The following is a 26,135-nucleotide window of genomic DNA, read 5'->3' as shown; positions in this document are numbered from 1 at the left end:
CGTTCCATTTCCGGGTGACATCCCAGGCCGGGATCAGAGGTAGAGGTGGAACCCGCCGCCCGCCCAGGGGGTGTAGCCGCAGGAGCGGTAGAACTCGTGCACGTAGGCGTCCTCGGCGGAGAGGAACTGCACCTTGTAGCAGCCCTTCCGCTCGGCGATCTCCCGCACCCCGGCCATGAGCCGGCGTCCCACGCCCCGGCGGCGGTGTTCCTCGGACACGATCAGGTTCTCCATGAGCAGGCGCGGCCGCCCGGACCGGCTCAGGTTCGGCATGACCACGCAGTCCACCGTGCCCAGCAGCTCACCGGCGCCGTCGTCCGCCACCAGCAGCGACCTGCCGGTCTGCGCGCTGATCTCGGCCCAGATCCGGTCGGACGCCGCCTCGGACAGGGAGGGGTCCTCCGGGTACATCTCACCGAGGAGCCTCAGGACGTGGGGAAGGTCGGCGCCGGTGGCGGGCCGGATCTCGATGCTCACCCGACGCACTCTAGCCAGCCCCCGGACGCCGGGGCCAGACCCGGGCCCTCCGGCCCCGGATCCCCGCCCCGTCGGAAAAGCCGTGGCGGCAGGGGAGAGCGGGGTGCCACCATCGCCGGCATGTCGTACCGAGAGCTCGTCCGGCGGACCCTGCGCGTCCCCGAGGTCCCGAGCGCCGCGCGGATGGGTCGTGCGGGACACTCGGATGCCAACCGTCGTACTCACCTCTCCCGGTGGGCACTGTTCCGGCTTCCTTCCCTGCCTCTCCTGCTTCCAGCCGGAACACTCTTCCACCATCCGAGCTCCCGGAGCGTGAACGGGCCGCACCCCCATCGGGGTGCGGCCCGCTCACGCTGTTCCGGCCTGTCGGAGCGCTCCTGGGGCTACTCCCAGCCGAACTTCTGGGTCCAGGCGTTGTCGGCCTCGCCGACCCCGATGGCCACCAGACCGCAGTTGAGTATGTTGGCCCGGTGGCCGGGGCTGTTCATCCAGGCGTCCATGACCTGGTCGGCGTTCCGCTGGCCCTTGGCCACGTTCTCCGCGCCCCAGGCGTCGTAGCCGTGCCTGCGCGCGCGGTCGCCCGGGCCCTCGCCCTCAGGGCTCTCGTGGGCCATGTAGTCGCGGGCGGCCATGTCCTCGCTGTGCTCCTGGGCGGCGGCGGTGAGCCGGTCGTCCACGCGTAGCGGGTCGCAGCCCTGTGCGGCGCGCTCGTCGTTGACCAGGGTCACGACGGCCGAGGTCTGGGGTCCGCCGGCGGCCTGGCCGCCGCCGTTCCCGCCGCCGTTGCCGCCTCCACCGTTGCCGCCACCGCCACCGCCGTTGCCTTCGCCGGCGCGGCCGCCCTCGTCAGCGTCGTCGGCCTCGGCCCCGGAGTCCTCGGCGGACGAGGAGGCGGTGACCGTGGAGGTCCGCGGTCCGCTGTCGCCCCGGGGCTCGGCGGTGTCGGGCGCTCCCGTGGGTGAGGCGAAGAAGTCGTCCTCGGTGGCCGTGACGGGAAGGTTGGAGTCGTCGCTCACCGCGTCCCCGATGCCGCCACCGTCGATGTCACCGGCACCGGCACCGGCACCGGCGGCGGCGGTGCCGTCCGCCGGGTCCGGTTCGTCGCCGAGCCCGGAGAGCACCAGCGCGCCGGCCAGGGTCAGCCCGACCGGGATCGCGGCCACGGCGGCCACGAGCGGTATCTTTCGGGCCTTTCTGCGTCCTTCACCACGGTCCGAGCGCTGTTCGCGAGCGCTCATCCTGCGCCTGCCTCGGCGACCTCGCACCATATCGCTCTACCTTCCGTGCCGGGATGGGGAATCTTTCGGGCACCCCTGCGGGGTGGTCGGGTGCGTGAGCCCGACGGGGTTCCGCCGCCGGGGATGTGGGTTTTCCCCGGGCCGGTTCTTCCCGTGCCCATGACCACGTGAGAAATCGGTGGTCCGATGCTGAGGGGGTCAGGTTTACGGTCTCGGTCGTCAGGGCCGCGGGGGAGGGGCGGCGGGACCGAAACCATCAGGCCCTAGCGCGTGAGAGTAGAGCAAATATCGTCAAAAGGGAATCCAAACCGTAATAAACCAGCTCAGGGTGTCGGGCGTCCGCACGGGACGGTCGGTGCCATCCGCGACAATGGGGCTGTGAGTCTCTATCGCGACGAGGGCGTCGTCCTGCGCAACCAGAAACTGGGCGAGGCCGACCGCATCGTCACCCTCCTGACCCGCCGCACCGGACTGGTCCGCGCCGTCGGCAAGGGCGTGCGCCGCACCAAGTCGCGCTTCGGCGCCCGGCTGGAGCCGTGCACCCACGTCGACCTCCAGCTGCACACCGGCCGGACCCTGGACGTCATCACCCAGGCCGAGACCGTGCGCGCCTACGGGAGCGCGGTCGTCTCCGACTACTCCCGCTACACCGCCGCCACCGCGATGCTGGAGACCGCGGAGAAGATCGTCGCCGTGGAGAAGGACCCGGCCCTACGCCAGTTCCTCCTCCTCATCGGCGCCCTGCGTACCCTGGGGGAGGAGAGCCACGACTCCCGGTTGGTCCTCGACGCCTACCTCCTGCGGTCCCTGGCCGTCGCCGGGTACGCCCCGGCCCTGGCCGAGTGCGCCCGCTGCGGCAGCCGGGGGGAGCACCGTGCGTTCGCGGTGCACGCCGGAGGTATGGTCTGCTCGGTGTGCCGTCCCCACGGTTCCACGCACCCCTCACCCGACACGCTCCGACTCATGTCGGCGCTGCTCGGGGGCGACTGGGACAGCGCGGACGCCAGCGACGGCAGGCACCGCTCCGAGTGCAGCGGGCTGGTCGCGGCCTACCTACAGTGGCACCTGGAAAACGGAATCCGATCACTGCGCCATGTGGAGCGTTCTTGAGTCTGTTCAGCTTCGACAACGGTAAGCGGCGCGAGCGGGACTACGCCGCGCCCGTCCCGCACCCCAGCGGGGCCCGCCCCCCGGAGGTGCCCGCCGACCTCGTGCCCCGCCACGTGGCGGTGGTCATGGACGGCAACGGCCGTTGGGCGAAGGAACGCGGTCTGCCGCGCACCGAAGGTCACAAGGCCGGTGAGTCCTCGCTCTTCGACGTGATCGAGGGCGCCCTGGAGATGGGCGTCCCCAACCTGTCGGCCTACGCCTTCTCCACCGAGAACTGGAAGCGCTCACCCGACGAGGTGCGCTTCCTCCTCGGCTTCAACCGCGACACCATCCGCAACCGCCGCGACGAACTCCACGCCCGCGGCGTGCGCGTCAAGTGGGCCGGACGCGCCGGGATGCTCTGGAAGAGCGTCATCAAGGAGCTCAAGGACGCGGAGGAGATGACCAAGGACAACACCCGGCTCACCCTCCAGTTCTGTGTGAACTACGGCGGCCAGGCCGAGATCGTCGACGCCGTGCGCGAGCTGGCCCGCCAGGCCGCCGCCGGACAGATCTCTCCGGAGAAGATCACCGAGGACACCCTCGCCCAGCACCTCTACGCCCCCGACATCCCGCCGGTGGACCTCTTCGTGCGGTCCTCCGGCGAACAGCGGCTGTCCAACTTCCTCCTGTGGCAGTCCGCCTACGCCGAGTTCGTCTTCCTGGAGACGCTCTGGCCCGACTTCGACCGCCGCGACCTGTGGCGGGCCTGTGAGATCTACGCGAGCCGGGACCGCCGGTACGGCGGCGCCGTACCCAACCCGGTGGATGGGGAGAAGAAGTGATGGCAAAGGGCAACCGTTCCGAGGCGTCCTCGGCAGGCTCGCCGATCAGGGCGGGGATGTCGCTCGCCTCCCTCGGTGACAGCTTCACCGAGGGAGTGGGGGACCCCTACGCCGACGGCAGCGGTGTCTTCCGCGGCTGGGCGGACCGGCTGGCCGAGCACCTGGCCGACCACACGGGCGAGATCGAGTACGCCAACCTGGCCGTGCGCGGCAAGCTCATCCGCCAGATCGTCACCGACCAGGTCCCGCCCGCCCTGGAGATGGCGCCGGACCTGGTCACCCTGTGCGCGGGCGGCAACGACCTGCTGCGCCCCGCCGGCGATCCCGAGCGCGTGGCCAAGATCCTGGACCGCACCGTGGCCCGCCTGCGCGCCAACGGCAGCGAGGTCGTGCTGTTCACCGGCGTGAACGTGGCGACCGGCTACATGCGCGGCACCATCGGCCTGTTCGCGCGCTATTACATGAACGTGCGCGCGATCGCCGACAAGTACGACTGCTTCCTGGTCGACCAGTGGTCCATGGACGTGCTCACCGACTCCCGGGCCTGGGACGAGGACCGGCTGCACATGTCCCCGGAGGGGCACCGCCGCCTGGCCCTGCGCGTGGCCGAGGTCCTGGGCGTGCCCACCGACGAGCGCTGGGACGATCCCTGGCCCGAGGCGGACCCGGTCAGCTGGGCCGAGGCGCGCAGGGACGACCTGCACTGGGTCAAGGAGTCCCTGGGGCCGTGGATCGGGCGCCGGCTCACCGGGAAGTCCTCGGGTGACACGGTGACCGCCAAGCGCCCCGTGCTCACCACGCTCACCAAGGACCGCTGACACTACTTTTCCGGGCACACCGCCCATGGTGTGAGTTCCGCCCCAAAAGGCGACAAAGCATCAACCTACTGTCGCGTAACCACGGCGTTGGGTTGCATCATCGAACACCATGAGCGGTGTGCCGACCGGATCTCCCGGTGACCTGAAAAGCAAGGACATCCTGTCCTACGTCGCCCTCGGGGACAGCTTCACCGAGGGCATGAGCGACCCCTACCCGGACAGCGACAGCGTGCCCAACGGCCGCTACCGGGGATGGGCCGACCGCGTGGCCGAACACCTCGCCGGGCACGTGCCCGAGGTCCGCTACGCCAACCTCGCCATCCGAGGCCGCCTCATCGCGCAGATCCGCGACGAGCAGGTGCCGCGGGCGGTCGAGATGAAACCGGACCTGGTCACCCTGTGCGCGGGCGGCAACGACATCCTCCGCCCCGGCAGCGACCCCGACCAGGTCGTCGAGATCTTCGAGTCGATGGTCGCCGACCTGCGCGCCACCGGCGCCCGGGTGGTCGTCTTCACCGGCTTCGACACCAACTGGCAGCCGGTCATGCGCCACCTGCGCGGCAAGATCGCCACCTACAACATGCACATGCGTGCCGTCGCCGACAGGTACGGCTGCGACGTCGTCGACGTGTGGAGCATGAAGGTCCTCTCGGACTCCCGCGCCTGGAACTGGGACCGGCTCCACCTGTCCTCCGAGGGCCACCGCAGGCTCGCCCTGCGCGTGTGCGAGGTCCTGGACCTGCCGGTCGACGCCGACTGGAACCAGCCCTGGCCGCCGCCGGAGCCCCGCGACTGGCGCACCGCCCGCCAGGAGGACCTGCACTGGGCGCGCGAGTTCCTCGTCCCGTGGATCCACCGCCGCCTCACGGGCCGGTCCTCGGGCGACGGCGTGCCCGCCAAGCGCCCCACCCTGGAGCGCTGCGAACCCTTGCCGGGGCGGGAACGCCGCTGACCGCACCGTGAGGCCCCCGCCGACGGGGGCCTCACGGTTCTCAGTTGACGGTCGGAACGCCGCCGAAGACCGGGTAGTGGTCGGAGTAGTCGTCGTAGGTGTGGTCGCGGCCCCAGGAGTGGACGGTCCAGGGCTCGCTCTTCACAGCCCGTGTCTCGTTGACGTAGGACCGCGGGGCCGCGCCGTTGCGGACGGGCAGGACGTGGTCCAGCTGCTGCGGTTCCCAGCCGGGGTAGTCGTCGGCGGCGATCGAGTTGGTGGTGGGATCCCAGGAGACCGCGTCACCGGTGTAGGCCGGCTCCACGGCGTCGAGCCGCTTGACCGCCCGGTCCCACTCGGCGCTGCCGCCCACGATGTTCAGGTCGCCGGCCAGGTAGACCTGCTCGTTGTCGGGGACGGCCTTCTCGTCCAGCAGGGCGACGATCTGGTCCAGCTGGGCCTCGCGGACGGTTTCGTCCTCGCCGCTGGAACAGCTGCTGTCCTCGGACTGCAAATGCGTGCCCACCACGTGCAGCGGGCCCTCGGGCGTGTCCAGTTCCACATAGGCGAAGCCCTTGTTGGAGAACCAGTCGGCCCCGCAGGCGCGGGTGAAGACGTGCTGTTCGGCGCGGACGACGGGCCAGACGCTGTGCACGCTCACCCCGCCGTTGGTGGCGGTCTCGTGCCGGAAACCGGTGGTGCGGTCCCAGCCGGAGGTGGACCGGCCCACGACCGGGGTGCCGTGCGGGTACTCCTCGGACAGCCCCGAACGCAGGCGTTCGGCGCTGGAGTTCTCGAACAGTTCCTGCAGGACCACCACGTCCTGGCCGGAGAGCAGGCCCTCCTGGACGGTCAGGTCGGCGCGGATGTCCTGGCCCCAGTTCGGGTAGAGGGCCTTAGGCAGCAGGAAGGCGTTGTGGGTGACGATGCGGGGGTGGGCCGCGTCCTGCCGGTCGGGGGCGGCCGGTTCGGCGGAGGCGGGGGAGGCGGACAGGAGCGGGGAGAGGAGCAGCGCGCCGAGCAGCGCCGCCGTGGTTCGTCTGTACACGGACGCACAGCCTGGCCCAGTCACCGCACGACATGGCTACCTGCGGGTAACTATCGGGTGGAGACCGTGTGCACGCCGGTTTCCGCCCGCCGGGACCCGACTCCGCCCGGCGTCCGCACGCGGTCCCCTCCCACGGGCCCCGGTCCGCACACCCACACGTACGACGAGGGCCCCGCGCGGATGCGCGGGGCCCTCGTCCTGTCTCGGTCAGACCTGCTGTGCGGCACGCAGGGAGCAGTTGCCGCAGGTGCCGAACACCTCGACGGTGTGGGTCACCCCGCTGAAGCCGTGCTTGGCGCCCACCTCGGCGGCCCACTTCTCCACGGTGGGACCCTCGATCTCCACCGCGACGGAGCAGCTACGGCACACCAGGTGGTGATGGTGGCTCTCGGTGTCGCACGCACGGTAGACGGCCTCGCCGTCGTCGGTGCGCAGCACGTCGACCTCGCCGGAGTCGCACAGGGCCTGGAGAGCCCGGTACACCGTGGTCAGGCCGATCTTCGATCCGTCGGCCCGCAGGTCCGCGTAAAGGTCCTGCGCGCTGCGGAAACCGGAGGACTCGGTCAGTGCCTGGCGAACGGCCTCGCGTCTTGTACTCATGGTGTCACCCTCCCCCCATCGGTCTGGGGCATCGTATCCGCCGGACCCTCCGCCACGGGATGGAGGGGGCCGGTGCCCGCCGCTTGGTCACGCGGCGCAGGACCCCGCCGAGGAGCACGGCGAGGCAGAAGAGCGCCAGGGCCAGCAACACGATGGTGGCTCCCGGCGCGAGGTCGGAGTAGAAGGCCGTGGTCAGCCCGCCGAGCGAGGAGCTCAGCCCGATCAGGATCGCCAGCCCCATCGTCACCCGGAAGCTGCGGCTCAGCTGCTGGGCGGCGGCCACCGGAACGATCATGAGGGCGCTCACCATCAGCACGCCGACCACCCGCATCGCGATCACCACGGTCAACGCGGCGGTGACCGCCAGCAGGATGCTCAGGAAGCGGACCGGGAGTCCGTGCGCCCTGGCCACGTCCTCGTCCTGGCACAGGACGAACAGTTCGCGGCCGAACACCGCCAGAACCGCGACCACACCGACCGCCAACGCGCCCACGATCCAGATGTCCTGCTCGCCGACGGTGCTCACCGAGCCGAACAGGAAGGAGGTCAGGGTGGCGTTGCTCGCCCCCGGAGTCAGCCCGATGAGCAGCACGCCGCCCGCGATACCGCCGTAGAACAGCAGGGCCAGCGCCACGTCGCCGCTGGTGCGCGTACGCACCCGGACCAGCTCCATGAGGATGGCGCCCAGAGTGGCCACGACGGCGGCGGTCAGCACCGGTGAGGTGCCCGTGAGCAGGCCCAGGGCCACACCGGTGAGGGCGATGTGGCCGATGCCGTCGCCCAGCAGGGCGAGTCGGCGCTGGACCAGGAAGGTGCCGATGATCGGGGTGACCAGGCCGACCAGCACCGCGGCGATCAGTGCGCGCCGCATGAACTCGTACTGGAGCAGCTCAGTCACGACGGGGCACCTCGAGACGGATCATCTCCGCGGGCGTGCTGGTGTCAGCGGAGTTCGGGTCGGGATCGTTGGGGTCGGGGTGGGGGTGCTGGTGCTCGTGCCCGGGCCGCGCGCACTCCCCGGTGGCCTCGGGCGCCTCGCCGTCGTGCACGACACGGCCGTGCTCCAGCACCACCGCGCGTTCGATGACCTCCTCCAGGGGGCCCAGCTCGTGCAGTACCAGGACCACGGTGCTGCCCTGGTCGCGCAGGCGGGCGATGGCCTTGGCCAGGGCGCGCTGGTTCTCCGCGTCCACCCCGGCCATGGGCTCGTCCATCACGAAGGTGTCGGGCCGGCCGGCGAGCGCGCGGGCGATCAGCACCCGCTGCTGCTGGCCGCCGGAGAGCTCGCGCACGGCGTCACCGGCCCGGTCGGACAGGTCCACGGCGGCGAGTGCCTCGTCGACGGCGGCCCGGTCGTCCCTGGTGGGCCAGGAGAGGCGGCGGCGCCGGGCGACCTGCCCGGAGGCGACGATCTCGCGCACGGTGGCGGGCACGGCACCGCCGGCGGTGAGCCGCTGGGGTACGTAGCCCATCCGCTTCCAGTCCCGGAACCGGCGCAGGGGCGTGCCGTGGACGCGGATCTCGCCCGAGGCCAGAGGGACGATGCCGAGCATCGCGCGCATCAGGGTGGACTTGCCCGAGCCGTTGGGCCCGAGAACGGCCATGGTCTGACCCACGGGTATGTCGATGCTGACGCCGTTGAGCACGGTGACGCCGTCGTAGGCGGCGTACGCGTCGATGGCCTGGAAGGCGGGCGGGGTTCCGGGGCTCTGGGCCCCGTCCCCCGTGAACTGGGCAGACACTGCTTCATTATGGCGAAAACGAAAATGATTGTCAAAATTACCCAGGGTGGCCCGCATTTCGGGAGCGGACGTGCGCGGGTCCTCAGAAACCGAGCATCCTCGCCACCGCCAACACCAGGACCACCAGCATCATCAGAACCCGGGGCGCCCGCTGCTGCCGGTTCAGCGAGGGCCAGGTCAGGAAGGCCAGCCAGAGGAAGAACACCGCCACCAGGAGCAGGCACAGCGCTCCCAGCACACCGGGCGCCATCAGTCCCGCGATGAACAGCGCGCCCAGCACCAGCGGGGGGAGCCACCGCGGCCGCTGGTGCAGCCACACCAGCGGCACCGCGCTGCGCCGCTCCACCTCACGCCGCAATCGCCCCGCCCCCGGAGTGAACAGGGAGTCGCCCTGGGGGAGGGGGCGTCCTGGGGCGGATCGCCGCCGTTCGTCCTCGTGCTCGGGAGAGGCCATGGCCGCCTGTTCCTCTTCCTGTGTCCCGACATCAGCCGTGGGGTGAGGTTCGTGTCCTGGTACATTCTCAGAAGTCCGCGACAACCAAGCGGACGCGTGCGGATGGGTGATCCGTGTCAGCCTGCGGAGACCTCTGGGTCGCCATGTCAGTGAAGCAGGAACCAGCCGCCGTCGCGAGACGTGAGGCGCCGACCGATCAGGTTCGGGTTGGACATCCCTTGGCTACGGTCACTGGGAGGAAACCAAAATTCTGTATCGGACCCTAGTGCAGGGCTCCAACGCGGGGTCGGGCGCGGTCGTGCCCGGTCCACGCGGCCCCTCCCCCCGGTTCTCGGCTGCCCGAGACTTAGTGCACGATGGGTTCAAGTCCATCCACACGCAGTTACCGGCCGACTGATAAACGCGGACCGTCCGCACCACGGTGCCCGCACGTCGTGCAATCGACGAACCCTTCGGAGGGTGTCAACTTCCGTGCCCGAACCCACAGTCATCGTGACGTTCGACGTCACCGAACCACACTTGCAGAACTGCCTCGACTCCCTGGCCCGTCAACGTGACGAGAGCCAGGCCGGGGCAGTGGCGCCGGACGGCGCCGTACGCACGGACATCGAGGTCGTGCTCGTCCCGGTCCGTGCCGTCAACGGCGGCCCGAAGCAGGTACCGGCCGAGTCCGGGGCCGCCGACCAGGACACGAACGGAGACGAGGAGGGGGCCGACCCCGACTCGGACCACGGTTCCGACGAGTCCCGCCCCGAGGAGAACGACCAGGGCGACGAGGCCGTCGAGTCCGCTCGCGAGGACGGACTGGCCACGGCCGAGGCCTTCACGCGGACACCGCCCGCGGGGCTGCGCGTCACCCTCCTGCCGGGGGAGCCGGCCCCGAACCACCCCGAGGCGCGTTCCCGCGGCGGGGCCGCGGCCGCCGGCAGCCACCTGCTCTTCCTCACCGGCTCCGACGCGCTCACCGCGTACGCCGTGGCCTACCTGGCCCGCAGCGCCGCGGACACCCGCTCCGACCTGGTCGTCGGCAACGTGTACCAGTTCAACGAACTGGGCGCCGCACCCTCCAAGGCGCACAAGAAGTTCTCCCGCCTGCGGTTGGCGGAGGACCCCCGTGCCGTCCCCGGGCTGATCGCGGACTCCACACTGGGCAACCGGCTCTGGCGCAAGGAGTTCTGGAACTCCCTGCCCGACTACGCCCTCGACCCGGAGGACGCCGACCTCGGCGTCGGCCGCGCGACCCTGCTCGCCCAGGCCGTGGACGTCCTGCCCGCCCCGGTCCTGCTGATGCGCGAACGCGAGCGCGCCGGGGTCCCCCTGGACAGCGGCGTCCTCACCCGGCGCGTCACCGCCATGCGCGCCCTCTCCGACACGCTCACCAGCGCGGACCGGGAACTGTGGGACCGCGTCCGCCTCCAGGGGGAGCTCCACCGGCTGCTCCTGCGGATCGACGACGCGGACGAGGGAGTCCGGGAGACCGTCCTCGACCTGTTCAACGGCTACCTCGACGAGGTCCCGGACAGCCTCCTGCGCGGCCTCTCCGTACTGGACCGGCTGCTGTACCACCTGGTGCGCAAGCGGCGCCTCGCCGACGTGCTGGAGGTCGTGACCTTCGCCAAGAGCGTCGAGATCAAGAAGGCCACGGTCCTCAGGCAGGGGCTCGGCTACTACATCCGCTACCCCTTCTTCGAGTCCAAGGACCCGGCCAAGGCCGTGCCCAAGGAGATCTACCGCCTCGAAGACGAGATCAAGGTCCGGCAGAAGACCGAGGACATCCACTGGGAGGACGGCCGGCTGCACGTCAGCGGCCGGATCGGCATCCGCAACCTGCGGGCCCGCAAGCGCTGGCAGCAGCACATCGTCGCCTTCGTGGTCAACACCGCCACCAAGCGCCGCGTCCGCGTGCCGGTGCGGACCCGGCTGGCCGCCGAGTACCGGCTGCCCGACCTGCCCGACTCCGCCCGGCACGACTATGGCGGCTTCACCGTCGTCGTCGACCCCCGCCGCCTGCGCACCTCCGGCAGCTGGGAGCCCGGGGAGTGGAAGATCGAGCTCGTGGTGTTCAACCGCAGCCTGGTGCGGCGCCGCATCGTCTCCAGCCCGGTGCCCGGCCCGCCCGAGCGCCCCGGCTACCAGAGCGTCGGCGGCGACGTGTGGGTCCGGCCGCACTGGAACAGGGACCGGCACCTGGTCATCGCCGTCGAACCGGCGCGCGCCCGGGTCACCGAGCACCACTTCTGCGCTCGCACGGCCGAGCTCTCCCTGAACGGCGAACTGCTGTCCGCGCCCGCGGCCGAGGCCACCGAGCTCAGGCTGGTCCGGCGTCCGGGTACGGCACGGCTCAGCTACCCGGTGAGCATCCAGGGCGGCCGCTTCGACGTCCGGGTACGGGGCGAGGAGCTCTTCGACCGCAGCCTCAGCGAGTGCGGCGGCGTGATCCGCCAGGAGGAGTGGGACGCGTACCTGGTCACCGACGACCAGCGCACTGTGCCCCTGGTCCTGCCCGACGAGGTCCTCACCACCGCCTACGACTCCGAGGGCGCCCAGCAGCAGCTGGCCGTCCAGCGCACGTCCAGCGGCCACCTCAAGCTGCGCGCGGGCCGGGCCCGCCCCGTGGTCGACCGTGCCGAGTGGCAGGAGCGCGTCCTCGTCCTCGAAGGGGTCTTCCCGTCCGGGGTCGACCTCGGTGTCGTGGCCAAGGCACGTGGCCGCGACGAGGAGCACAGGCTCACCGTGGAGCGCTCCGGAAACCGCTTCACGGCCCGGTTCGACCCCTCGCGTATCGACACCCTGTCCGGGGAGCTCTCCCTGCCCACCGGTTCCTACCAGCTGTGGGGCCGGGTCAGCGAGGAGACCGGGGAGGAACCGGCCAGGGGCACGGCCGAGAAGGCCGGGGGCGCGGCCGAGACGGCCGGTGTGGACGTGGGCGTGGAGTTCGACGACTCCCTCATCCACCGGATGCCGCTGGAGACCGAGAGTCCCGAGCGTGCCTACACGCTCTCCTACCAGGGCCGCGGTATCCCGGTGATCCAGGTCGGCACCGACCTGCGTCCCGCCGAGCGAGGCGCCTTCGCCCAGCGCGAGCTCCGGGAGACCTTCTACCCGCTCCAGCGGGAGAAGCCGATCACCGAGGGCATCCTCTTCGACACCTACACCGGGCGCCAGTACTCGGACAGCCCGCAGAGCGTCTACGCGGAGCTGCGGGGGCGCGGGGAGTGGGCCGACTACCCCATGTCGTGGCTGGTGGCCGACGGGCAGGTCCGCCTGCCCGAAGACCTCACCCCGGTCCGGCACAAGGGTGAGGAGTACTACCGGGAGCTGGCCCGCAGCCGGTACCTGGTCACCAACTCCCGCCAGCCCGCGTGGTTCCACCGCCACCCGGACCAGGTGGTCGTGCAGACCTGGCACGGGTCGATGCTCAAGCGGATCGGCTTCGACGTGGAGAACATCCGCGGCAAGTCGCGCGACTACTTCGACAAGCTCGCGTGGGAGACCCGGCAGTGGGACTACCTGGTCTCGCCGAGCCCCTGGGCGACCCCGATCCTGCGCAGTGCCTTCCGCTTCGAGGGCGAGATCCTGGAGACCGGCTACCCGCGCAACGACATCTTCTTCTCCGCGGACCGGGAAGCGGTCGCCGAACGCACCCGGCGCCGGCTCGGCCTGCCCGAGGGCAAGAAGGTGGTGCTGTACGCGCCCACCTGGCGTGACGACAAGTACTACACGCGCGGCAAGCACAAGCTGGACCTGCACCTGGACCTGCGCCGGATGTACGAGAAGCTCGGCGACGACCACGTGCTGCTGGTGCGCCGCCACCCGCGCGTGGTGGACAGCGTGCCGATCGTGGGGAAGGACTTCGTCCACGACGTGTCCCTGTACCCGGAGATCCAGGAGCTCTTCCTGATCACCGACGTGCTGATCACGGACTACTCGTCGATGATGTTCGACTTCGCCAACACGGGCCGTCCGATGCTCTTCTTCACCTACGACCTGGAGAGCTACCGGGACAACCTGCGCGGGTTCTACTTCGACTTCGAGGAGACCGCGCCCGGTCCGCTGCTCACCCGCTCGGACGACGTCATCGGTGCCCTGCTGGACATCGACGAGGTCGCGGCGAGGAGCAGCGCGTCGTACCGGTCCTTCGTGGACCAGTTCTGCCCCCTGGACGACGGCCACGCCTCCGAGAGGGTCGTGGACCGCGTCTTCGGCAAGGGCTAGGGTCGTTCGCGCCGTGGGCGCCCGTTCGTGCTCTGGGGCAGGACCCCTTCGGGTTCGAACGGGCGTATCCACACGCCGGCTCGGGCTGGCCGGGCGGGGCGTACACCCCGCTGCGCGGAGGCGGCCGTGGCCGACGCTCCGGTCGACAGCTCGGACCGGCACCGGCGCCCCGGTGCTTCGTCGTCCGAGGACGGGGTAGACGAGGTCCAATGGACACATCTTCCCGAGGCGGTCCCAGCGGGGACCGCCCGTCGATACCGACCGTCACCGGGCTGGCCGAGCTCGCGGACCTCGTGACCGGCGGCGACCGCCTCTACCTTCGTTATTCGGAGGGGCCCGAGAAGGACAGCGAATCGGTGAGCAAGGACTACGAGAGCGGGCTCGAGCTCCCCGGGCTCTCGGTCAGCGTCCTCACTCCGGAAGCGTGGTGGACCCGTCCGCTGGAGGACTGGCTCGCCCGCCAGGTCCGTAAGTACGCGCCCCTCGCGGAGGAGGACACGAGCCGTTTCGGCTGGGTGCTGCGAGGCCGCACCGTCGCACACGGGCCCGACCACGAACCGCTCCTGGTCGGGGTGCGTCCGGTCGCCTACCTCGCCGACTCGGTGATGGAAGAGGCACAGGTCAGGTATCAGAGCCGTTTCGCGAAGGGCCGTGGGCCGACCGACGAGTGAGTCCGCGTCCCCGGACGTCGGACGTCCCGTTGTCTGCGCCACAATGGGCGGGTGATCGTCATCACCCGATACTCCGTGCCCGAGGCCGACACCGAGGCCTTCCGAACCGACGCCGACGCCGCAGTGGCGGTCCTGGCCCAACGCCCGGGCTTCCGCAGCCACCGCATCGGACGCGCCGCCGACGACCCCACCCTGTGGACCGTGGTCACCGAATGGGAGGGCGCGGGGTTCTACCGGAGGGCCCTGTCGAACTTCGACGTCAAGGTCCAGGCCGTCCCGCTGCTCTCCCGGGCCATCGACGAGCCCACCGCGTTCGAGATCCTCACCAGCGGTGACGCGCCCTCCTGAGCCCCGCCCCGACCCCCGCGTACCGGCGGGACCCCCGCCGCGCAAAGAGTGCGCGCCCGCTTGTCGTTTGCTCTAGCCTGGTGGGAAGCGGTCGCCCGGTGCGCCACACCCGTGGCTCCGCGTGTGGACCGCTTCCCCACAGAACCGACGATGTATCGCGAACAGCGATCCACCGACCGCCAGCCGGATGGAGAGTCACCCCATGGCCGCCAAGTCAGAGGCAATGGACGCACTGGTCAACCTCGCCAAGCGCCGAGGTCTGGTCTACCCCTCCAGTGAGATCTACGGAGGTCTGCGCGCCGCCTGGGACTACGGCCCCCTTGGCGTGGAGTTGAAGAACAACGTCAAGCGCCAGTGGTGGCGTTCGATGGTGCAGGAGCGCGACGACATCGTCGGCCTGGACTCCAGCGTGATCCTGGCCCGTGAGGTCTGGGAGGCCTCCGGCCACGTGACGGCCTTCGTCGACCCGCTCACCGAGTGCCAGTCCTGCCACAAGCGCTTCCGCGCGGACCACCTGATCGAGGCCTACGAGGAGAAGCACGGCCGCGAGCCCGAGGAGGGCCTGGCCGCCATCGCCTGCCCCAACTGCGGCGCCAAGGCCTCCTTCACCGAGCCGCGCATGTTCAACGGCCTCCTGCGCACCTACCTGGGCCCGGTCCAGGACGAGAAGGGCCTCGCCTACCTGCGCCCGGAGACCGCGCAGGGCATCTTCATCAACTACAAGAACGTCGAGCAGAGCGCCCGCCGCAAGGTCCCCTTCGGCATCGGCCAGATCGGCAAGTCGTTCCGCAACGAGATCACCCCCGGCAACTTCATCTTCCGGACCCGCGAGTTCGAGCAGATGGAGATGGAGTTCTTCGTCAAGCCGGGCAGTGACGAGGAATGGCACCAGTACTGGATCGACCAGCGCCACCAGTGGTACCTGGACCTGGGCATCGCCAAGGACAACCTGCGCCTGTACGAGCACCCGCAGGAGAAGCTGTCCCACTACTCCAAGCGGACCGTGGACCTGGAGTACCGCTTCGGCTTCCAGGGCAGCGAGTGGGGTGAGCTCGAGGGCATCGCCAACCGCACCGACTACGACCTCAAGACGCACGCCGAGGCCTCCGGTGTCGACCTGTCCTACTTCGACCAGGAGAACAACGAGCGCTACATCCCCTACGTCATCGAGCCCGCGGCCGGTGTCGACCGGGCGGTGCTCACGTTCATGCTCGACGCGTACAACGTCGACGAGGCACCCAACGCCAAGGGCAAGCTGGAGAAGCGCGCCGTGATGCGCCTGGACCCGCGCCTGTCCCCGGTCAAGGCCGCCGTCCTGCCGCTGTCGCGCAACGCCGACCTCTCGCCCAAGGCCCGTGACCTCGCCGCCCTGCTGCGCAAGCGCTGGAACGTGGAGTTCGACGACGCCGGCGCGATCGGCCGCCGCTACCGCCGCCAGGACGAGATCGGCACCCCGTTCTGCGTGACGGTGGACTTCGACACCCTCGACGACAACGCGGTGACCGTGCGCGAGCGCGACACCATGTCGCAGGAGCGCGTGTCCCTGGACCGCGTCGAGATGTACCTGCTGGAGCGTCTCCCCGGCTGCTAGCCGAAAAGCCCTTCCGAGGGCAGCGAGAGCGCAAGGAGCGGCCGTCCGTCCCCGTAGGGGGAGGGGCGGCCGTTTTCCGTTTCCCGGCCTCACCCCGGACCGGGGCCCGGCGCCGGAGGCCGGAGACAGCAGAGACGGCCGGACCCGGGGGGATGTGGTTTCCGACCGCCTCTTCGGTTCCCCGCCGCACACAGCGAAGAACCGGTTCTCAACCTAGCGTCTGGCTTGAGGAGAGATATGGAGGTTTCGTCCCCCTTGTCCTGCCGTGTAAGCGAATTGTGACGCCTCAATCCCGGAATCCGGAGCTGTCGGGCTCCTCCATGCCTAGAGCTGCTAGGGTTGCACCCCTAGAACAGCTAGGTATGAGGAAGCGCATGCACATAGAAAAGGACCTGGTCGCCGCGTCGGCGACCCCGCTGGTCCTGGGGATCCTGGCCGAGGGCGAGTCCTACGGCTACGCCATCGTCAAACGCGTCAACGAGCTCTCCGACGGGCGGATGCGGTGGACGGACGGCATGCTCTACCCGCTGCTGCACCGGTTGGAGCGCAACGGACTGGTCCAGGCGTCCTGGGGCAGGTCGGACGCGGGCCGCCGCCGCAAGCACTACGCCATCACGGAGGCGGGGCTGGAGGCACTGGCCGAACGGCGCGAGCAGTGGCAGGTCGTCGCCGAGGCGCTCCGCCAGGTGTGGGAGGCCGCCGCGCCTCCCGGACTGCCGGGCGGCGCCGAACCGGCAGGGGGGTTCGCCTGATGAGCGGCTCCGCGCAGGGGGACACCCTGGAGGAGCAGATCGACCAGTGGCGCGGTTTCGTGAGCCGGCGCCGGGCCATCTCGGCCTCGGACGTGGAGGAGATGGAGGACCACCTGCGCGAACAGATCGCCGACCTGGAGTCGGGCGGTCTCGACGGTGAGGAGGCCTTCCTGGTCGCGGTCAAGCGCATGGGCGCTCTGGACGCGGTCTCGCGCGAGTTCGCGCGCGAGCACTCCCACCGTTTGTGGAAGCAGCTGGTGCTGGTCCCCGAATCCGACGGTGAACCCGGCTCCTCGCGCTGGCGCGAACTCGGGGTGATGCTGGCGTTCGCGCTCGCCGCGGGCGTCGCGGTCAAGATCCTCGTCGCCGCGGTCGACGACGAGATGGCGCTGTTCCGCAACATCCCCTTCGTGGTCCTCGTGTTCCTGGCCGGATGGTTCGCCTGGAAGCACCGCGCCCCCTGGCGGGTGTGCGCGGTGACGGCCGCTCTCGCGGCGATCCCGGCGCTGGCGGTGAACCTCTACCCGTTCGTCCAGACCCCCGGCCCGTACCCGGTGCCCGGGATGACCGCCGTGCTCGCGTTCACTCACGCGCCGGTCCTGCTGTGGCTGCTCGCCGGCGTGCCGCACGCGGGCGGGCGGTGGCGCTCCCACGAGCGGCGGATGGACTACGTGCGGTTCGCCGGTGAGCTGGCGATGTACCTCGCGCTGATCATCCTGGGCTCGATGGTCCTGCTGGGCCTCACCGCGTCGGTGCTCTCCCTGGCCGGGGTCGACCTGGAGCCGGTCATGGAGGCCTGGCTCCTGCCGTTCGGCGGGCCCGGCGCGCTGCTGGTGGCCGCGTGGCTGGTGGAGGCCAAGAAGAGCGTGGTGGAGAACATAGCGCCCGTGCTGACGAAGGTCTTCACCCCGCTGGCGCTGCTGATGCTGATCGCCGACCTGGTGGCGATGCTGGTGAACGGCCCGCTCACGACGGTCGACCGCGAGCTGCTCATCATCATGGACGCGGTCCTGGTGCTGGTCCTGTTCCTGCTGCTGTACTGGATCTCCGCCCGCGACCCGCTGGTCCCGCCCGGTGTCTTCGACTGGCTCCAGCTCGCGCTGGTGGGCACCGCCCTCGCGGTCAACGCCGTGGCGCTGACGGCGATGCTGACCCGGATCGCGGAGTTCGGTTTCACCGCCAACAAGACGGCGGCGCTCGGCCTGAACCTTGTGCTGCTGGTGCACCTGGTGTGGTCGGCGCGGCTGCTGTGGGGCTTCGTGCGGGGCAGTAGGCCGTTCGCTGAGGTCGAGCGGTGGCAGACCGCCTACCTGCCGGTCTACGCGGTGTGGGCAGCGGTGGTCGTGCTGGTGTTCCCGCCGCTGTTCGCCTTCGCCTGACGCGGGCGGTCGCGCCCGGAACGCGCGGTGGCCGGACCCGGACTCGGGCCCGGCCACCGCGCGTTCGGTTCAGGAGGCCGTGTAGACCACGAACGAGACCGCGATGTAGTGGCAGACGAACGCCGCGATGGTCAGGGAGTGGAAGATCTCGTGGAAGCCGAACCAGCGCGGCGCGGGGTCGGGCCTCTTGAGCCCGTAGACCACGGCGCCGACGCTGTAGAGCACGCCGCCCACGAGGATGAGGATCCAGGTGGCCGGGTGGGTGTTGTTGACCAGGTCCGGGATGAACAGGACCGCGACCCAGCCGATGGCCAGGTACAGGGCGGTGGACAGCCAGCGCGGCGCGCCCAGCCACAGGAGTTTGAACGCCACCCCGGCGATCGCCCCGCCCCAGACCAGGGCGAGCATGGCCGTGCGCAGGGTCCCGTCCAGGACGAGCATGATGCACGGCGTGTAGGTACCCGCGATGATCAGGTAGATGTTCGAGTGGTCCATACGGCGCAGGACCTTCTGCGCACGCGGTGACCAGCGGCCCACGTGGTAGACGGCCGAGGTGCTGAACAGCATCACCGAGCTGAGGGCGTACACCGCGCTGGCGATCATGGCGGGCACGGTGGGGGAGAGCGCCACCAGGACGATGCCCGCGGCCAGGGCGAGCGGGGCGGTCCCCAGGTGGAGCCAGCCGCGGAGCCGGGGTTTGACCGCCTCCAGCAGGTCTCCGGCGGCCGCGGCGGCCCCCGTTCCCCCTGCGTCCCGCTCCTTCTCCCACTCCTTCGACACCGTTCGCACCCCTTTTGGTCCAGCGACCCCGCTCGATGGCGGGCCACACTCCGAAGCCTAACTTACGGAGCCGTAGGTTACCTGCTGGTAATGCTGTGTCTCGCCGCACAATCCCACCCGAAGGGGGCGTGCGGCGGGGGATTGGTCGTGTTCCCGGTTCCGGGCCGCGGTGGCCTGTGTCTGCCCTTGTCGGGCTCTGGTCAAGCTCCTTTGACCAGCAGTGTTGTTCGTCGCAGCGGCACTCTGCCGTTGTCCCGGCTGGTGGGGTGCGTGCGCTCTGACTGAACCATTGGTATAGACCTCATTAAGCCCTCTGAACAGGCACTATGCCGAAAAGCGGTAGTTCATGGAGGGTCGCTTTTGCGGACTGTGGATAGAGTCGCGCCAGACAGGGGCCGACCCGATGCCGCGTCGCCGAGAGAGAACGAGGGAGCACCCCCGTGACCAAGTACGTCTACAAGTTCACCGAGGGCAACAAGGACCTGAAGGATCTGCTCGGTGGCAAGGGGGCCAACCTCGCCGAGATGACCAACATCGGTCTCCCGGTGCCCCCCGGTTTCACCATCACCACCGAGGCGTGCCGTCACTACCTGGAGAGCGGCGCCGTGCCCGCGGGCCTGGACGCCGAGATCGAGGCCAACCTCGGGGAACTCGAGAAGTCCATGGGGCGCAGACTCGGCCAGCCCGAGGACCCGCTCCTGGTGAGCGTGCGCTCGGGCGCCAGGTTCTCCATGCCCGGCATGATGGAGACCGTCCTCAACATCGGTCTCAACGACGAGTCCGTCGTCGGCCTGGCCGCCCAGGGCGGCGACGAGCGCTTCGCCTGGGACTCCTACCGCCGCCTCATCCAGATGTTCGGCAAGACCGTCCAGGACATCGACGGCGAACTCTTCGAGTCGGCCATCGACGAGGCCAAGGCCGCCAAGGGCGTCACCAACGACCTCGACCTCGACGCCGCCGACTTCCGCCAGCTCGTGGCCCGGTTCAAGGAGATCGTCGCCGAGCAGACCGGCAGGCCTTTCCCGACCGACCCGCGCGAGCAGATGACCCTCGCCGTCAAGGCGGTCTTCGACTCCTGGAACGCGCCCCGCGCGATCCTGTACCGCCGCCAGGAGCGCATCCCCGCCGACCTCGGCACCGCCGTCAACATCTGCTCCATGGTCTTCGGCAACCTCGGCATGGACTCGGGCACCGGCGTCGCCTTCACCCGCGACCCCGCCTCCGGCCAGCCCGGCGTCTACGGCGACTACCTCCAGAACGCCCAGGGCGAGGACGTGGTGGCGGGCATCCGCAACACCGTCCCCCTCGCCGACCTGGAGAAGATCGACGCCCGCAGCTACGAGCAGCTCATGGGCATCATGGACACCCTCGAGAACCACTACCGCGACCTGTGCGACATCGAGTTCACGATCGAACGCGGCAAACTGTGGATGCTCCAGACCCGCGTGGGCAAGCGCACCGCCGCGGCCGCCTTCCGCATCGCCGACCAGCTCGTCGACCAGGGCATGATCAGCCTCGACGAGGCGGTCCAGCGCGTCACCGGCGACCAGCTCGCCCAGCTCATGTTCCCGCGCTTCGACGACGTCGCCGCCGCCGGTGACGGCGTCCACCGCCTGGGCCGCGGCATGAACGCCTCACCCGGCGCCGCCGTAGGCAAGGCCGTCTTCGACTCCTACACCGCCGTCAAGTGGTCCCGCAGCGGCGAGAAGGTCATCCTCTGCCGCCGCGAGACCAACCCAGACGACCTCGAGGGCATGATCGCCGCCGAGGGCATCCTCACCAGCCGCGGCGGAAAGACCTCGCACGCCGCCGTCGTCGCCCGCGGTATGGGCAAGACCTGCGTCTGCGGTGCCGAGGAGCTCGACGTCGACACCAAGAACCGGCGCCTGACGGCGCCGGGCGGCGAGGTGGTCGAGGAGGGCGACATCATCTCCATCGACGGCACCAGCGGCCAGGTCTACCTGGGTGAGGTGCCGGTCGTGGACTCCCCGGTGGTCCGCTACTTCGAGGGCGAGATCGACCCCGCCTCCGACCAGGCCGACGACCTCGTGCGCTCCGTCGACCGGATGATGCACTACGTCGACGCGGCCCGCCGCATGTACGTGCGCGCCAACGCCGACACCCCCGAGGACGCCGCCCGCGCCCGCCGCATGGGCGCCCAGGGCATCGGCCTGTGCCGTACCGAGCACATGTTCCTCGGCGACCGCCGCCAGCTCGTCGAACGCCTCATTCTGGCCGACACCCCCGGCGAGCAGCAGGAGTCCCTGGACGCCCTGCTGCCCCTGCAGCGCGCCGACTTCAACGGCATCCTCGGCGCCATGGACGGACTGCCCGTCACCGTCCGCCTGCTCGACCCGCCGCTGCACGAGTTCCTGCCCGACATCACCGAGCTGTCGGTGCGGGTGGCGGTGGCCGAGGCCCGCGGCGAGAGCCACGAGAACGACCTGCGCGTCCTGCAGGCCGTGCACAAGCTCCACGAGCAGAACCCGATGCTGGGGCTGCGCGGCGTGCGCCTGGGCCTGGTCGTCCCCGGCCTGTTCACCATGCAGGTGCGCGCCATCGCCCAGGCCGCGGTGGACCGGATCAAGGAGGGCGGCCGACCCCGCCCGGAGATCATGATCCCCCTGGTCGGCACCGTCCAGGAGCTGGAGATCATCCGCGACGACGCACTGCGTGTGCTGCGCGAGGTGGGTGAGGAGAACGGTCTGGAGCTGAACTTCCCGGTCGGCACCATGATCGAGCTGCCGCGCGCGGCGCTCACCGCCGGGCAGATCGCGGAGAACGCCGAGTTCTTCTCCTTCGGTACCAACGACCTCACCCAGACCGTGTGGGGCTTCTCCCGCGACGACGTCGAGGCCTCCTTCTTCTCCGCCTACCTGGAGAAGGGTGTGTTCGGGGTGTCGCCGTTCGAGTCCCTGGACGTGGACGGCGTCGGCCGCCTGATCCGTATCGCCGTCGAGGAGGGCCGCGCCGCCCGCCCCGGTATCAAGCTCGGCGTGTGCGGCGAGCACGGCGGCGACCCGGCCTCGGTGCACTTCTTCCACAAGGTGGGCCTGGACTACGTGTCCTGCTCGCCCTTCCGAGTACCCGTCGCCCGCCTGGAGGCCGGCCGCGCCGCCGGGCGCGCGGTGTAGGTCCGGGCCGACCGAACCGGTACGGCGGTGCTCCTGGGAAAGGGGTGCCGCCACCGGCGTTCCAGGGGGCCGGGGAGACTAGAATCGGACACCACGGAGGAGGTCGACCGGAAAGTCGACTGTGACCTTTTCGTGATATATTCTGGATCGCCGGTACGGGCTCACACCCGCATACCCCGATTCCGCCACCCCACAGGCTGAGCCCCGGTACGACCAGCCGCTCGTCCCACGTCCACGGACCCCTCCCTTTTCGATGGTCCCTTCCCGGCCGGGGAAATCCCCGGGACAGGGAGAGCGAGAACCAGCGGTGGTCCGGGGGCGTCCCACTGGGGATACCGCGTCCCGAACCCAACAAAGCGGAGGTGAGCCGGTGCGAACGGCCAGCGACGGTCGCGGCGACGAGCCGTGGGAGGACCCCATCACTACTCCGGCCTCTGCTGACAACGAGGCCACCCAGGTCTTCTCCCGTGAGGGGTTCGCCGACGCGGGCCCGACCGCCGAGGCCACCCGGGAGTTCACCAGGGGGTCCCGGGCCCCGTCCGACGACGGTCTCACCCAGGCCTTCCCCGGCGACGACGGCGCCGCCGACACGCGTGAGTTCACCCGCTCCGCACCCGACGGCCAGGACTCGGCCTTCACCCGCAGGTTCGTCCGGGACCGGCCGCTGCCGCGCACCCGGGGCGAGCGTCCCCTCCACCGGGACGAGGTGGAGGAGCCGGGGTTCGACGAGCCGGGGTTCGACGAGCGGGCCGAGGAGCCGCGCGCCGGGGAACGGCGCCGGCGCGGCCGCCGAACGCCGCCTCCCCGTGAGCCCGGAGCCACCAGGAGCAGGCGCAAGCGCCGCCGCTTCCGCCTGCGCTGGATCATCGCGCTGGTCCTGCTCACCGCCCTGGCCATCCCCCCGGGCACCTGGGGGATGGTCTGGTACACCGCACGCCAGGACGACCGCACCGCCTCCGACGCCATCATCGTCCTCGGCGCCAGCCAGTACAACGGCGTCCCCTCGCCCGTCTTCGAGGCCCGCCTGCGCCAGGCCCAGGTGCTCTACCTGGACGGCGTGGCACCCTACATCGTCACCGTCGGAGGAAAACAGCCCGACGACGCCTTCACCGAGGCCGCCGCCGGGCGGAACTGGCTCGTCGAGGTGGGCGTCCCCGCGGACCAGGTCATCGCGGTGGAGGAGGGCAGCGACACCCTCCAGAGCTTCCAGGCCGTCGAGGGGGTGTTCGAGACGAACGAGTGGGAGACCGCCATCCTCGTCTCCGACCCCTGGCACAGCCTTCGCTCCAAGGTCATGGCCGCCGACCACGGCATCGAGGCGGGCACCTCGCCCTCGCGCTCCGGCCCCGCCGTCATCGAACGCAAGACCCAGCTGTGGTACATCACGAGGGAAACCGCCTCGCTCTGGTACTACTGGATTTTCAACGACAGCAGCGACATCCGTGTCAACGCGGCCTGATCAGGGCCGATGACGCGTTCTGTCACTGCCGGGAAGTAGGCTCGGGGCCATGACCACCACCCCTAGCGAGCACGCCGCGCACGGCGAGGACGGCGGGTACGGCTACACCGCGCACGACACCGAGCGCCTCTCCCGGGAATCGCGCAAGAGCAGGCGCCGCGGCCCCTTCGAACGGGACCGCGCCCGTGTCCTGCACAGCTCCGCCCTGCGCAGGCTCGCCGCCAAGACCCAGGTCGTCCAGCCCGGGGTGAGCGACTTCCCGCGCACCCGGCTCACCCACTCCCTGGAGTGCGCCCAGATCGGCCGCGAACTCGGCCAGGCGCTGGGCTGCGACCCCGACCTCGTCGAGGCCGCCTGCCTGTCCCACGACCTCGGCCACCCGCCCTTCGGCCACAACGGCGAACGCGCGCTGGACGAGGCCGCCGCGGCCTGCGGGGGGTTCGAGGGCAACGCCCAGAGCCTGCGCCTGCTCATCCGCCTGGAGGGCAAGGTCATCGACTCCGACGGCCGCAGTGCGGGCCTCAACCTCACCCGGGCCACCCTGGACGCCACCGTCAAGTACCCGTGGCGCCGGGGCGAGGGCGGTCCCACCCACAAGTTCAACTGCTACCCCGACGACACCGAGGCCTTCGCCTGGCTGCGCGAGGGCGCACCCGCCGGACGGACCTGTTTCGAGGCGCAGGTCATGGACTGGGCCGACGACGTCGCCTACTCCGTGCACGACGTCGAGGACGCCCTGCACGCCGGACTGGTCAGCATGGCCGCCCTGCGCGACCCCGGCCAGCGCGCCGAGGTCTGCCGTATCGCCGCCGCCTCCTACTGCGACGCCGACCCGGCCGAACTCGACGAGGTCTTCACCGAGCTGCTCGCCGAACCCGTCTGGCCCAGCGAGTTCACCGGCGACCTCGCCTCCCTCGCCGCGCTCAAGAACCTCACCAGCGAACTCATCGGCCGGTTCTGCCGGGCCGCCGAGCGCGCCACCCGCCGCGCCCACGGCCCCGGCCGCCTCACCCGCTACCGCGCCGACCTCGTCCTGCCGCGTCGCGCCCTCCTGGAGTGCGCCCTGCTCAAGGCGGTGGCCGCGCACTTCGTGATGTCCCGCGAGGAGGCCCGGATCTACCAGGCCCAGGAACGCCGCACCATCACCGAACTGGTCGGCGCCCTGCGGCTCGGTGCGCCCGGGGCCCTGGACCCCCAGTTCCGCGCCGCCTTCGAGAACGCCCCCGACGACGCAGCGGCCCTGCGCGCCGTCGTCGACCAGGTCGCCTCCCTCACCGACACCTCCGCCACCGCGCTGCACGCCCAGCTCCTCCGCTGAGCGGGCGCCGCCGCCGACGCCCCTGATCCGGGGAGGTCCGGGCGGCGGACCCCTTGACGTCCGTCGTGTTGACACCAACACTGTTGCGCACGTCACATGGTCGTCCCGCCCCGGAGGTTCCCTTGCCCGCGAACGGTGGCCGCATCCCGGTGATGGCGGACGTCGCCCGGATCGCGGAGGTCTCGCACCAGACCGTCTCGCGTGTCCTCAACGCCCACCCCGGGGTGCGCCCCGAGACCGAGGCCCGCGTGCGCGCCGCCGTCGCCGAGCTCGGCTACCGGCGCAACTTCTCGGCTCGCGCCCTGGTCACCCGCCGCTCCGGGCTGGTCGGCGTCCTCACCACCGCCCCCGACCACCCGGACACCGTCCGCGCCCTGGTCGGGGTCGAACGCGCCCTGCGCGCCGCCGGCCGCACGCTCCTTTTCGCCGGGGCCGCACCCGGGGACCTGTACACCGTCGCCGAACGCCTGCTCGGTCACGCTCCGGAGGGCTGCGTGGCCATGGTCCCCGGCCAGGAGGCGGAGCTGGCCGCCCTCAACGGACCGGCGACCGTCGTGGTCGACGGCGACCCCGCCCGCACCGCCTCGCTCGGCCCCGCCGTCATGACGGTGGGGATCGACCACCGCGGCGCCGCCGACACGCTGACCCGGCACCTCCTCGACCTGGGCCACCGCACCGTGCACCACGTGGCAGGGGGCACCCCGAGCCACGCGGCCCGTAGCGAGGGGTGGCGCCGGGCCCTCCGGGCGGCCGGGGCGCCCGTGCCCGAACCGGAGGCCGTCACCGAGCCCGGACCCGGGGGAGGCCGTGCCGCGGGCCTGGCGCTGGCGCACCGCCGAGCCGCGGGGGAGGAGGTCACGGCGGTGCTGGCCGCGGACGACCACATCGCCCTCGGCCTGCTGCAGGCGCTCGCGGAGTCCGGGCTGTGCGTTCCCGGCCAGGTCAGCGTCGCCGGGTTCGGCGAGCGACCCGATTCCGCTCACCTCTGCCCGGCCCTGACCACGGTCGGCGCCGACCCCGCCGAACTCGGCGGGGCAGCGGTCCGCCTGCTCCTGGCCGGGGCGCGGGAGCAGGCGGAGAACGGCTCCGCGACGACGGAGGACCGGGGGCTCCGGGCCGGCGCCGCCCCGCTCCTGCCGACCCGCCTCCTCGTCCGGCAGAGCACCGGCCCGCCGCCCGTGCGCCGCCTTCGTCAGGCGGAACGACCGCCGACGTCCCGGGTGTGACCCAGGAGGCCTCACCCCCG

The 26,135-nt window shown here is 70.8% G+C and carries 21 protein-coding genes and 1 pseudogene; 14 read left to right on the top strand and 8 right to left on the bottom strand.

Annotated features, from left to right (window positions below):
- Positions 1-33 precede the first annotated feature (33 nt).
- Together D458_RS0114445 and D458_RS0114440 are read right to left on the bottom strand one after the other, a co-directional pair.
- Complete coding sequence (locus D458_RS0114445; RefSeq protein WP_017587468.1) at positions 34-477, bottom strand: GNAT family N-acetyltransferase; 444 nt, start codon at positions 475-477, stop codon at positions 34-36.
- A gap of 383 nt (positions 478-860) precedes the next feature.
- Positions 861-1,649 (bottom strand): CAP domain-containing protein, encoded by a 789-nt coding sequence (locus tag D458_RS0114440; protein WP_017587467.1) that lies wholly within the window; start codon positions 1,647-1,649, stop codon positions 861-863.
- A 444-nt stretch (positions 1,650-2,093) separates the two neighbouring features.
- Between D458_RS0114440 and recO the strand changes: the two genes are divergently transcribed.
- From recO to D458_RS0114420, 4 genes are all read left to right on the top strand, one after another.
- Positions 2,094-2,825, top strand: coding sequence for a DNA repair protein RecO (recO, locus tag D458_RS0114435; RefSeq protein WP_017587466.1), 732 nt, complete (start codon positions 2,094-2,096; stop codon positions 2,823-2,825).
- Entirely contained in the window at positions 2,822-3,649 is an 828-nt protein-coding gene (locus D458_RS0114430; protein WP_017587465.1) for an isoprenyl transferase, read from the top strand. The genes recO and D458_RS0114430 overlap by 4 nt, the downstream gene beginning before the upstream one ends.
- Positions 3,649-4,467, top strand: coding sequence for an SGNH/GDSL hydrolase family protein (locus D458_RS0114425; RefSeq protein ID WP_017587464.1), 819 nt, complete (start codon positions 3,649-3,651; stop codon positions 4,465-4,467). The genes D458_RS0114430 and D458_RS0114425 overlap by 1 nt, the downstream gene beginning before the upstream one ends.
- Before the next feature lie 109 nt (positions 4,468-4,576).
- Positions 4,577-5,419, top strand: a complete 843-nt coding sequence (locus tag D458_RS0114420; protein ID WP_017587463.1) for an SGNH/GDSL hydrolase family protein — start codon at positions 4,577-4,579, stop codon at positions 5,417-5,419.
- A 40-nt stretch (positions 5,420-5,459) separates the two neighbouring features.
- Here the strand turns inward: D458_RS0114420 and sph are convergent, their stop codons facing one another.
- The 5 genes and pseudogenes from sph to D458_RS0114395 all read right to left on the bottom strand — a co-directional run bounded on the left by sph (position 5,460) and on the right by D458_RS0114395 (position 9,242).
- Positions 5,460-6,446 (bottom strand): sphingomyelin phosphodiesterase, encoded by a 987-nt coding sequence (gene sph / locus D458_RS0114415; protein ID WP_017587462.1) that lies wholly within the window; start codon positions 6,444-6,446, stop codon positions 5,460-5,462.
- 207 nt (positions 6,447-6,653) lie between these two features.
- Positions 6,654-7,046 carry a Fur family transcriptional regulator gene (locus tag D458_RS0114410; RefSeq protein WP_017587461.1) on the bottom strand — a complete coding sequence of 131 codons (393 nt, stop codon included), beginning with the start codon at positions 7,044-7,046 and terminating at the stop codon, positions 6,654-6,656.
- Positions 7,043-7,944, bottom strand: a pseudogene (locus D458_RS33510) (metal ABC transporter permease). The gene D458_RS0114410 and the pseudogene D458_RS33510 overlap by 4 nt, the downstream one beginning before the upstream one ends.
- Positions 7,937-8,788, bottom strand: coding sequence for a metal ABC transporter ATP-binding protein (locus tag D458_RS0114400; RefSeq protein ID WP_017587459.1), 852 nt, complete (start codon positions 8,786-8,788; stop codon positions 7,937-7,939). The pseudogene D458_RS33510 and the gene D458_RS0114400 overlap by 8 nt, the downstream one beginning before the upstream one ends.
- 82 nt (positions 8,789-8,870) lie before the next feature.
- Positions 8,871-9,242 (bottom strand): DUF6703 family protein, encoded by a 372-nt coding sequence (locus D458_RS0114395; protein ID WP_017587458.1) that lies wholly within the window; start codon positions 9,240-9,242, stop codon positions 8,871-8,873.
- Positions 9,243-9,713: 471 nt separating this feature from the next.
- On the opposite strand from D458_RS0114395, the gene D458_RS0114390 reads away from it, so the two are divergent.
- From D458_RS0114390 to D458_RS0114365, 6 genes are all read left to right on the top strand, one after another.
- Positions 9,714-13,457 carry a CDP-glycerol glycerophosphotransferase family protein gene (locus tag D458_RS0114390; protein WP_017587457.1) on the top strand — a complete coding sequence of 1,248 codons (3,744 nt, stop codon included), beginning with the start codon at positions 9,714-9,716 and terminating at the stop codon, positions 13,455-13,457.
- Positions 13,458-13,666: 209 nt separating this feature from the next.
- Positions 13,667-14,128, top strand: a complete 462-nt coding sequence (locus D458_RS0114385; protein ID WP_017587456.1) for a DUF6098 family protein — start codon at positions 13,667-13,669, stop codon at positions 14,126-14,128.
- A 51-nt stretch (positions 14,129-14,179) separates the two neighbouring features.
- Positions 14,180-14,476 carry an antibiotic biosynthesis monooxygenase family protein gene (locus D458_RS0114380; protein ID WP_017587455.1) on the top strand — a complete coding sequence of 99 codons (297 nt, stop codon included), beginning with the start codon at positions 14,180-14,182 and terminating at the stop codon, positions 14,474-14,476.
- A gap of 202 nt (positions 14,477-14,678) precedes the next feature.
- Entirely contained in the window at positions 14,679-16,067 is a 1,389-nt protein-coding gene (locus tag D458_RS0114375; protein ID WP_193374615.1) for a glycine--tRNA ligase, read from the top strand.
- Between the two features lie 374 nt (positions 16,068-16,441).
- Positions 16,442-16,819, top strand: coding sequence for a PadR family transcriptional regulator (locus D458_RS0114370; RefSeq protein WP_017587453.1), 378 nt, complete (start codon positions 16,442-16,444; stop codon positions 16,817-16,819).
- Positions 16,819-18,198 carry a permease prefix domain 1-containing protein gene (locus D458_RS0114365; RefSeq protein ID WP_017587452.1) on the top strand — a complete coding sequence of 460 codons (1,380 nt, stop codon included), beginning with the start codon at positions 16,819-16,821 and terminating at the stop codon, positions 18,196-18,198. Before D458_RS0114370 ends, D458_RS0114365 begins: the two co-directional genes overlap by 1 nt.
- 69 nt (positions 18,199-18,267) lie before the next feature.
- Here D458_RS0114365 and trhA read toward each other — a convergent pair whose 3' ends face one another.
- Positions 18,268-18,987, bottom strand: a complete 720-nt coding sequence (gene trhA / locus D458_RS0114360) for a PAQR family membrane homeostasis protein TrhA (RefSeq protein ID WP_017587451.1) — start codon at positions 18,985-18,987, stop codon at positions 18,268-18,270.
- A gap of 431 nt (positions 18,988-19,418) precedes the next feature.
- Here trhA and ppdK point away from each other — a divergent pair, with 431 nt between their 5' ends.
- From ppdK to D458_RS0114340, 4 genes are all read left to right on the top strand, one after another.
- Positions 19,419-22,112 carry a pyruvate, phosphate dikinase gene (ppdK, locus tag D458_RS0114355; protein WP_017587450.1) on the top strand — a complete coding sequence of 898 codons (2,694 nt, stop codon included), beginning with the start codon at positions 19,419-19,421 and terminating at the stop codon, positions 22,110-22,112.
- Positions 22,113-22,482: 370 nt separating this feature from the next.
- Complete coding sequence (locus D458_RS0114350) at positions 22,483-23,571, top strand: YdcF family protein (RefSeq protein WP_017587449.1); 1,089 nt, start codon at positions 22,483-22,485, stop codon at positions 23,569-23,571.
- Positions 23,572-23,620: 49 nt separating this feature from the next.
- Positions 23,621-24,889, top strand: a complete 1,269-nt coding sequence (locus tag D458_RS0114345) for a deoxyguanosinetriphosphate triphosphohydrolase (protein WP_017587448.1) — start codon at positions 23,621-23,623, stop codon at positions 24,887-24,889.
- A gap of 122 nt (positions 24,890-25,011) precedes the next feature.
- Positions 25,012-26,115: a LacI family DNA-binding transcriptional regulator gene (locus D458_RS0114340; protein ID WP_017587447.1), complete on the top strand. Its 1,104-nt coding sequence runs from the start codon at positions 25,012-25,014 to the stop codon at positions 26,113-26,115.
- Positions 26,116-26,135: the final 20 nt, after the last annotated feature.

Origin of the sequence: Nocardiopsis ganjiahuensis DSM 45031, from assembly GCF_000341085.1 — a bacterium.
GTDB classification, from domain to species: domain Bacteria; phylum Actinomycetota; class Actinomycetes; order Streptosporangiales; family Streptosporangiaceae; genus Nocardiopsis; species Nocardiopsis ganjiahuensis.
Note: the sequence above shows the minus strand (reverse complement) of the source record. Positions and strands in the feature narration are given on the sequence as shown.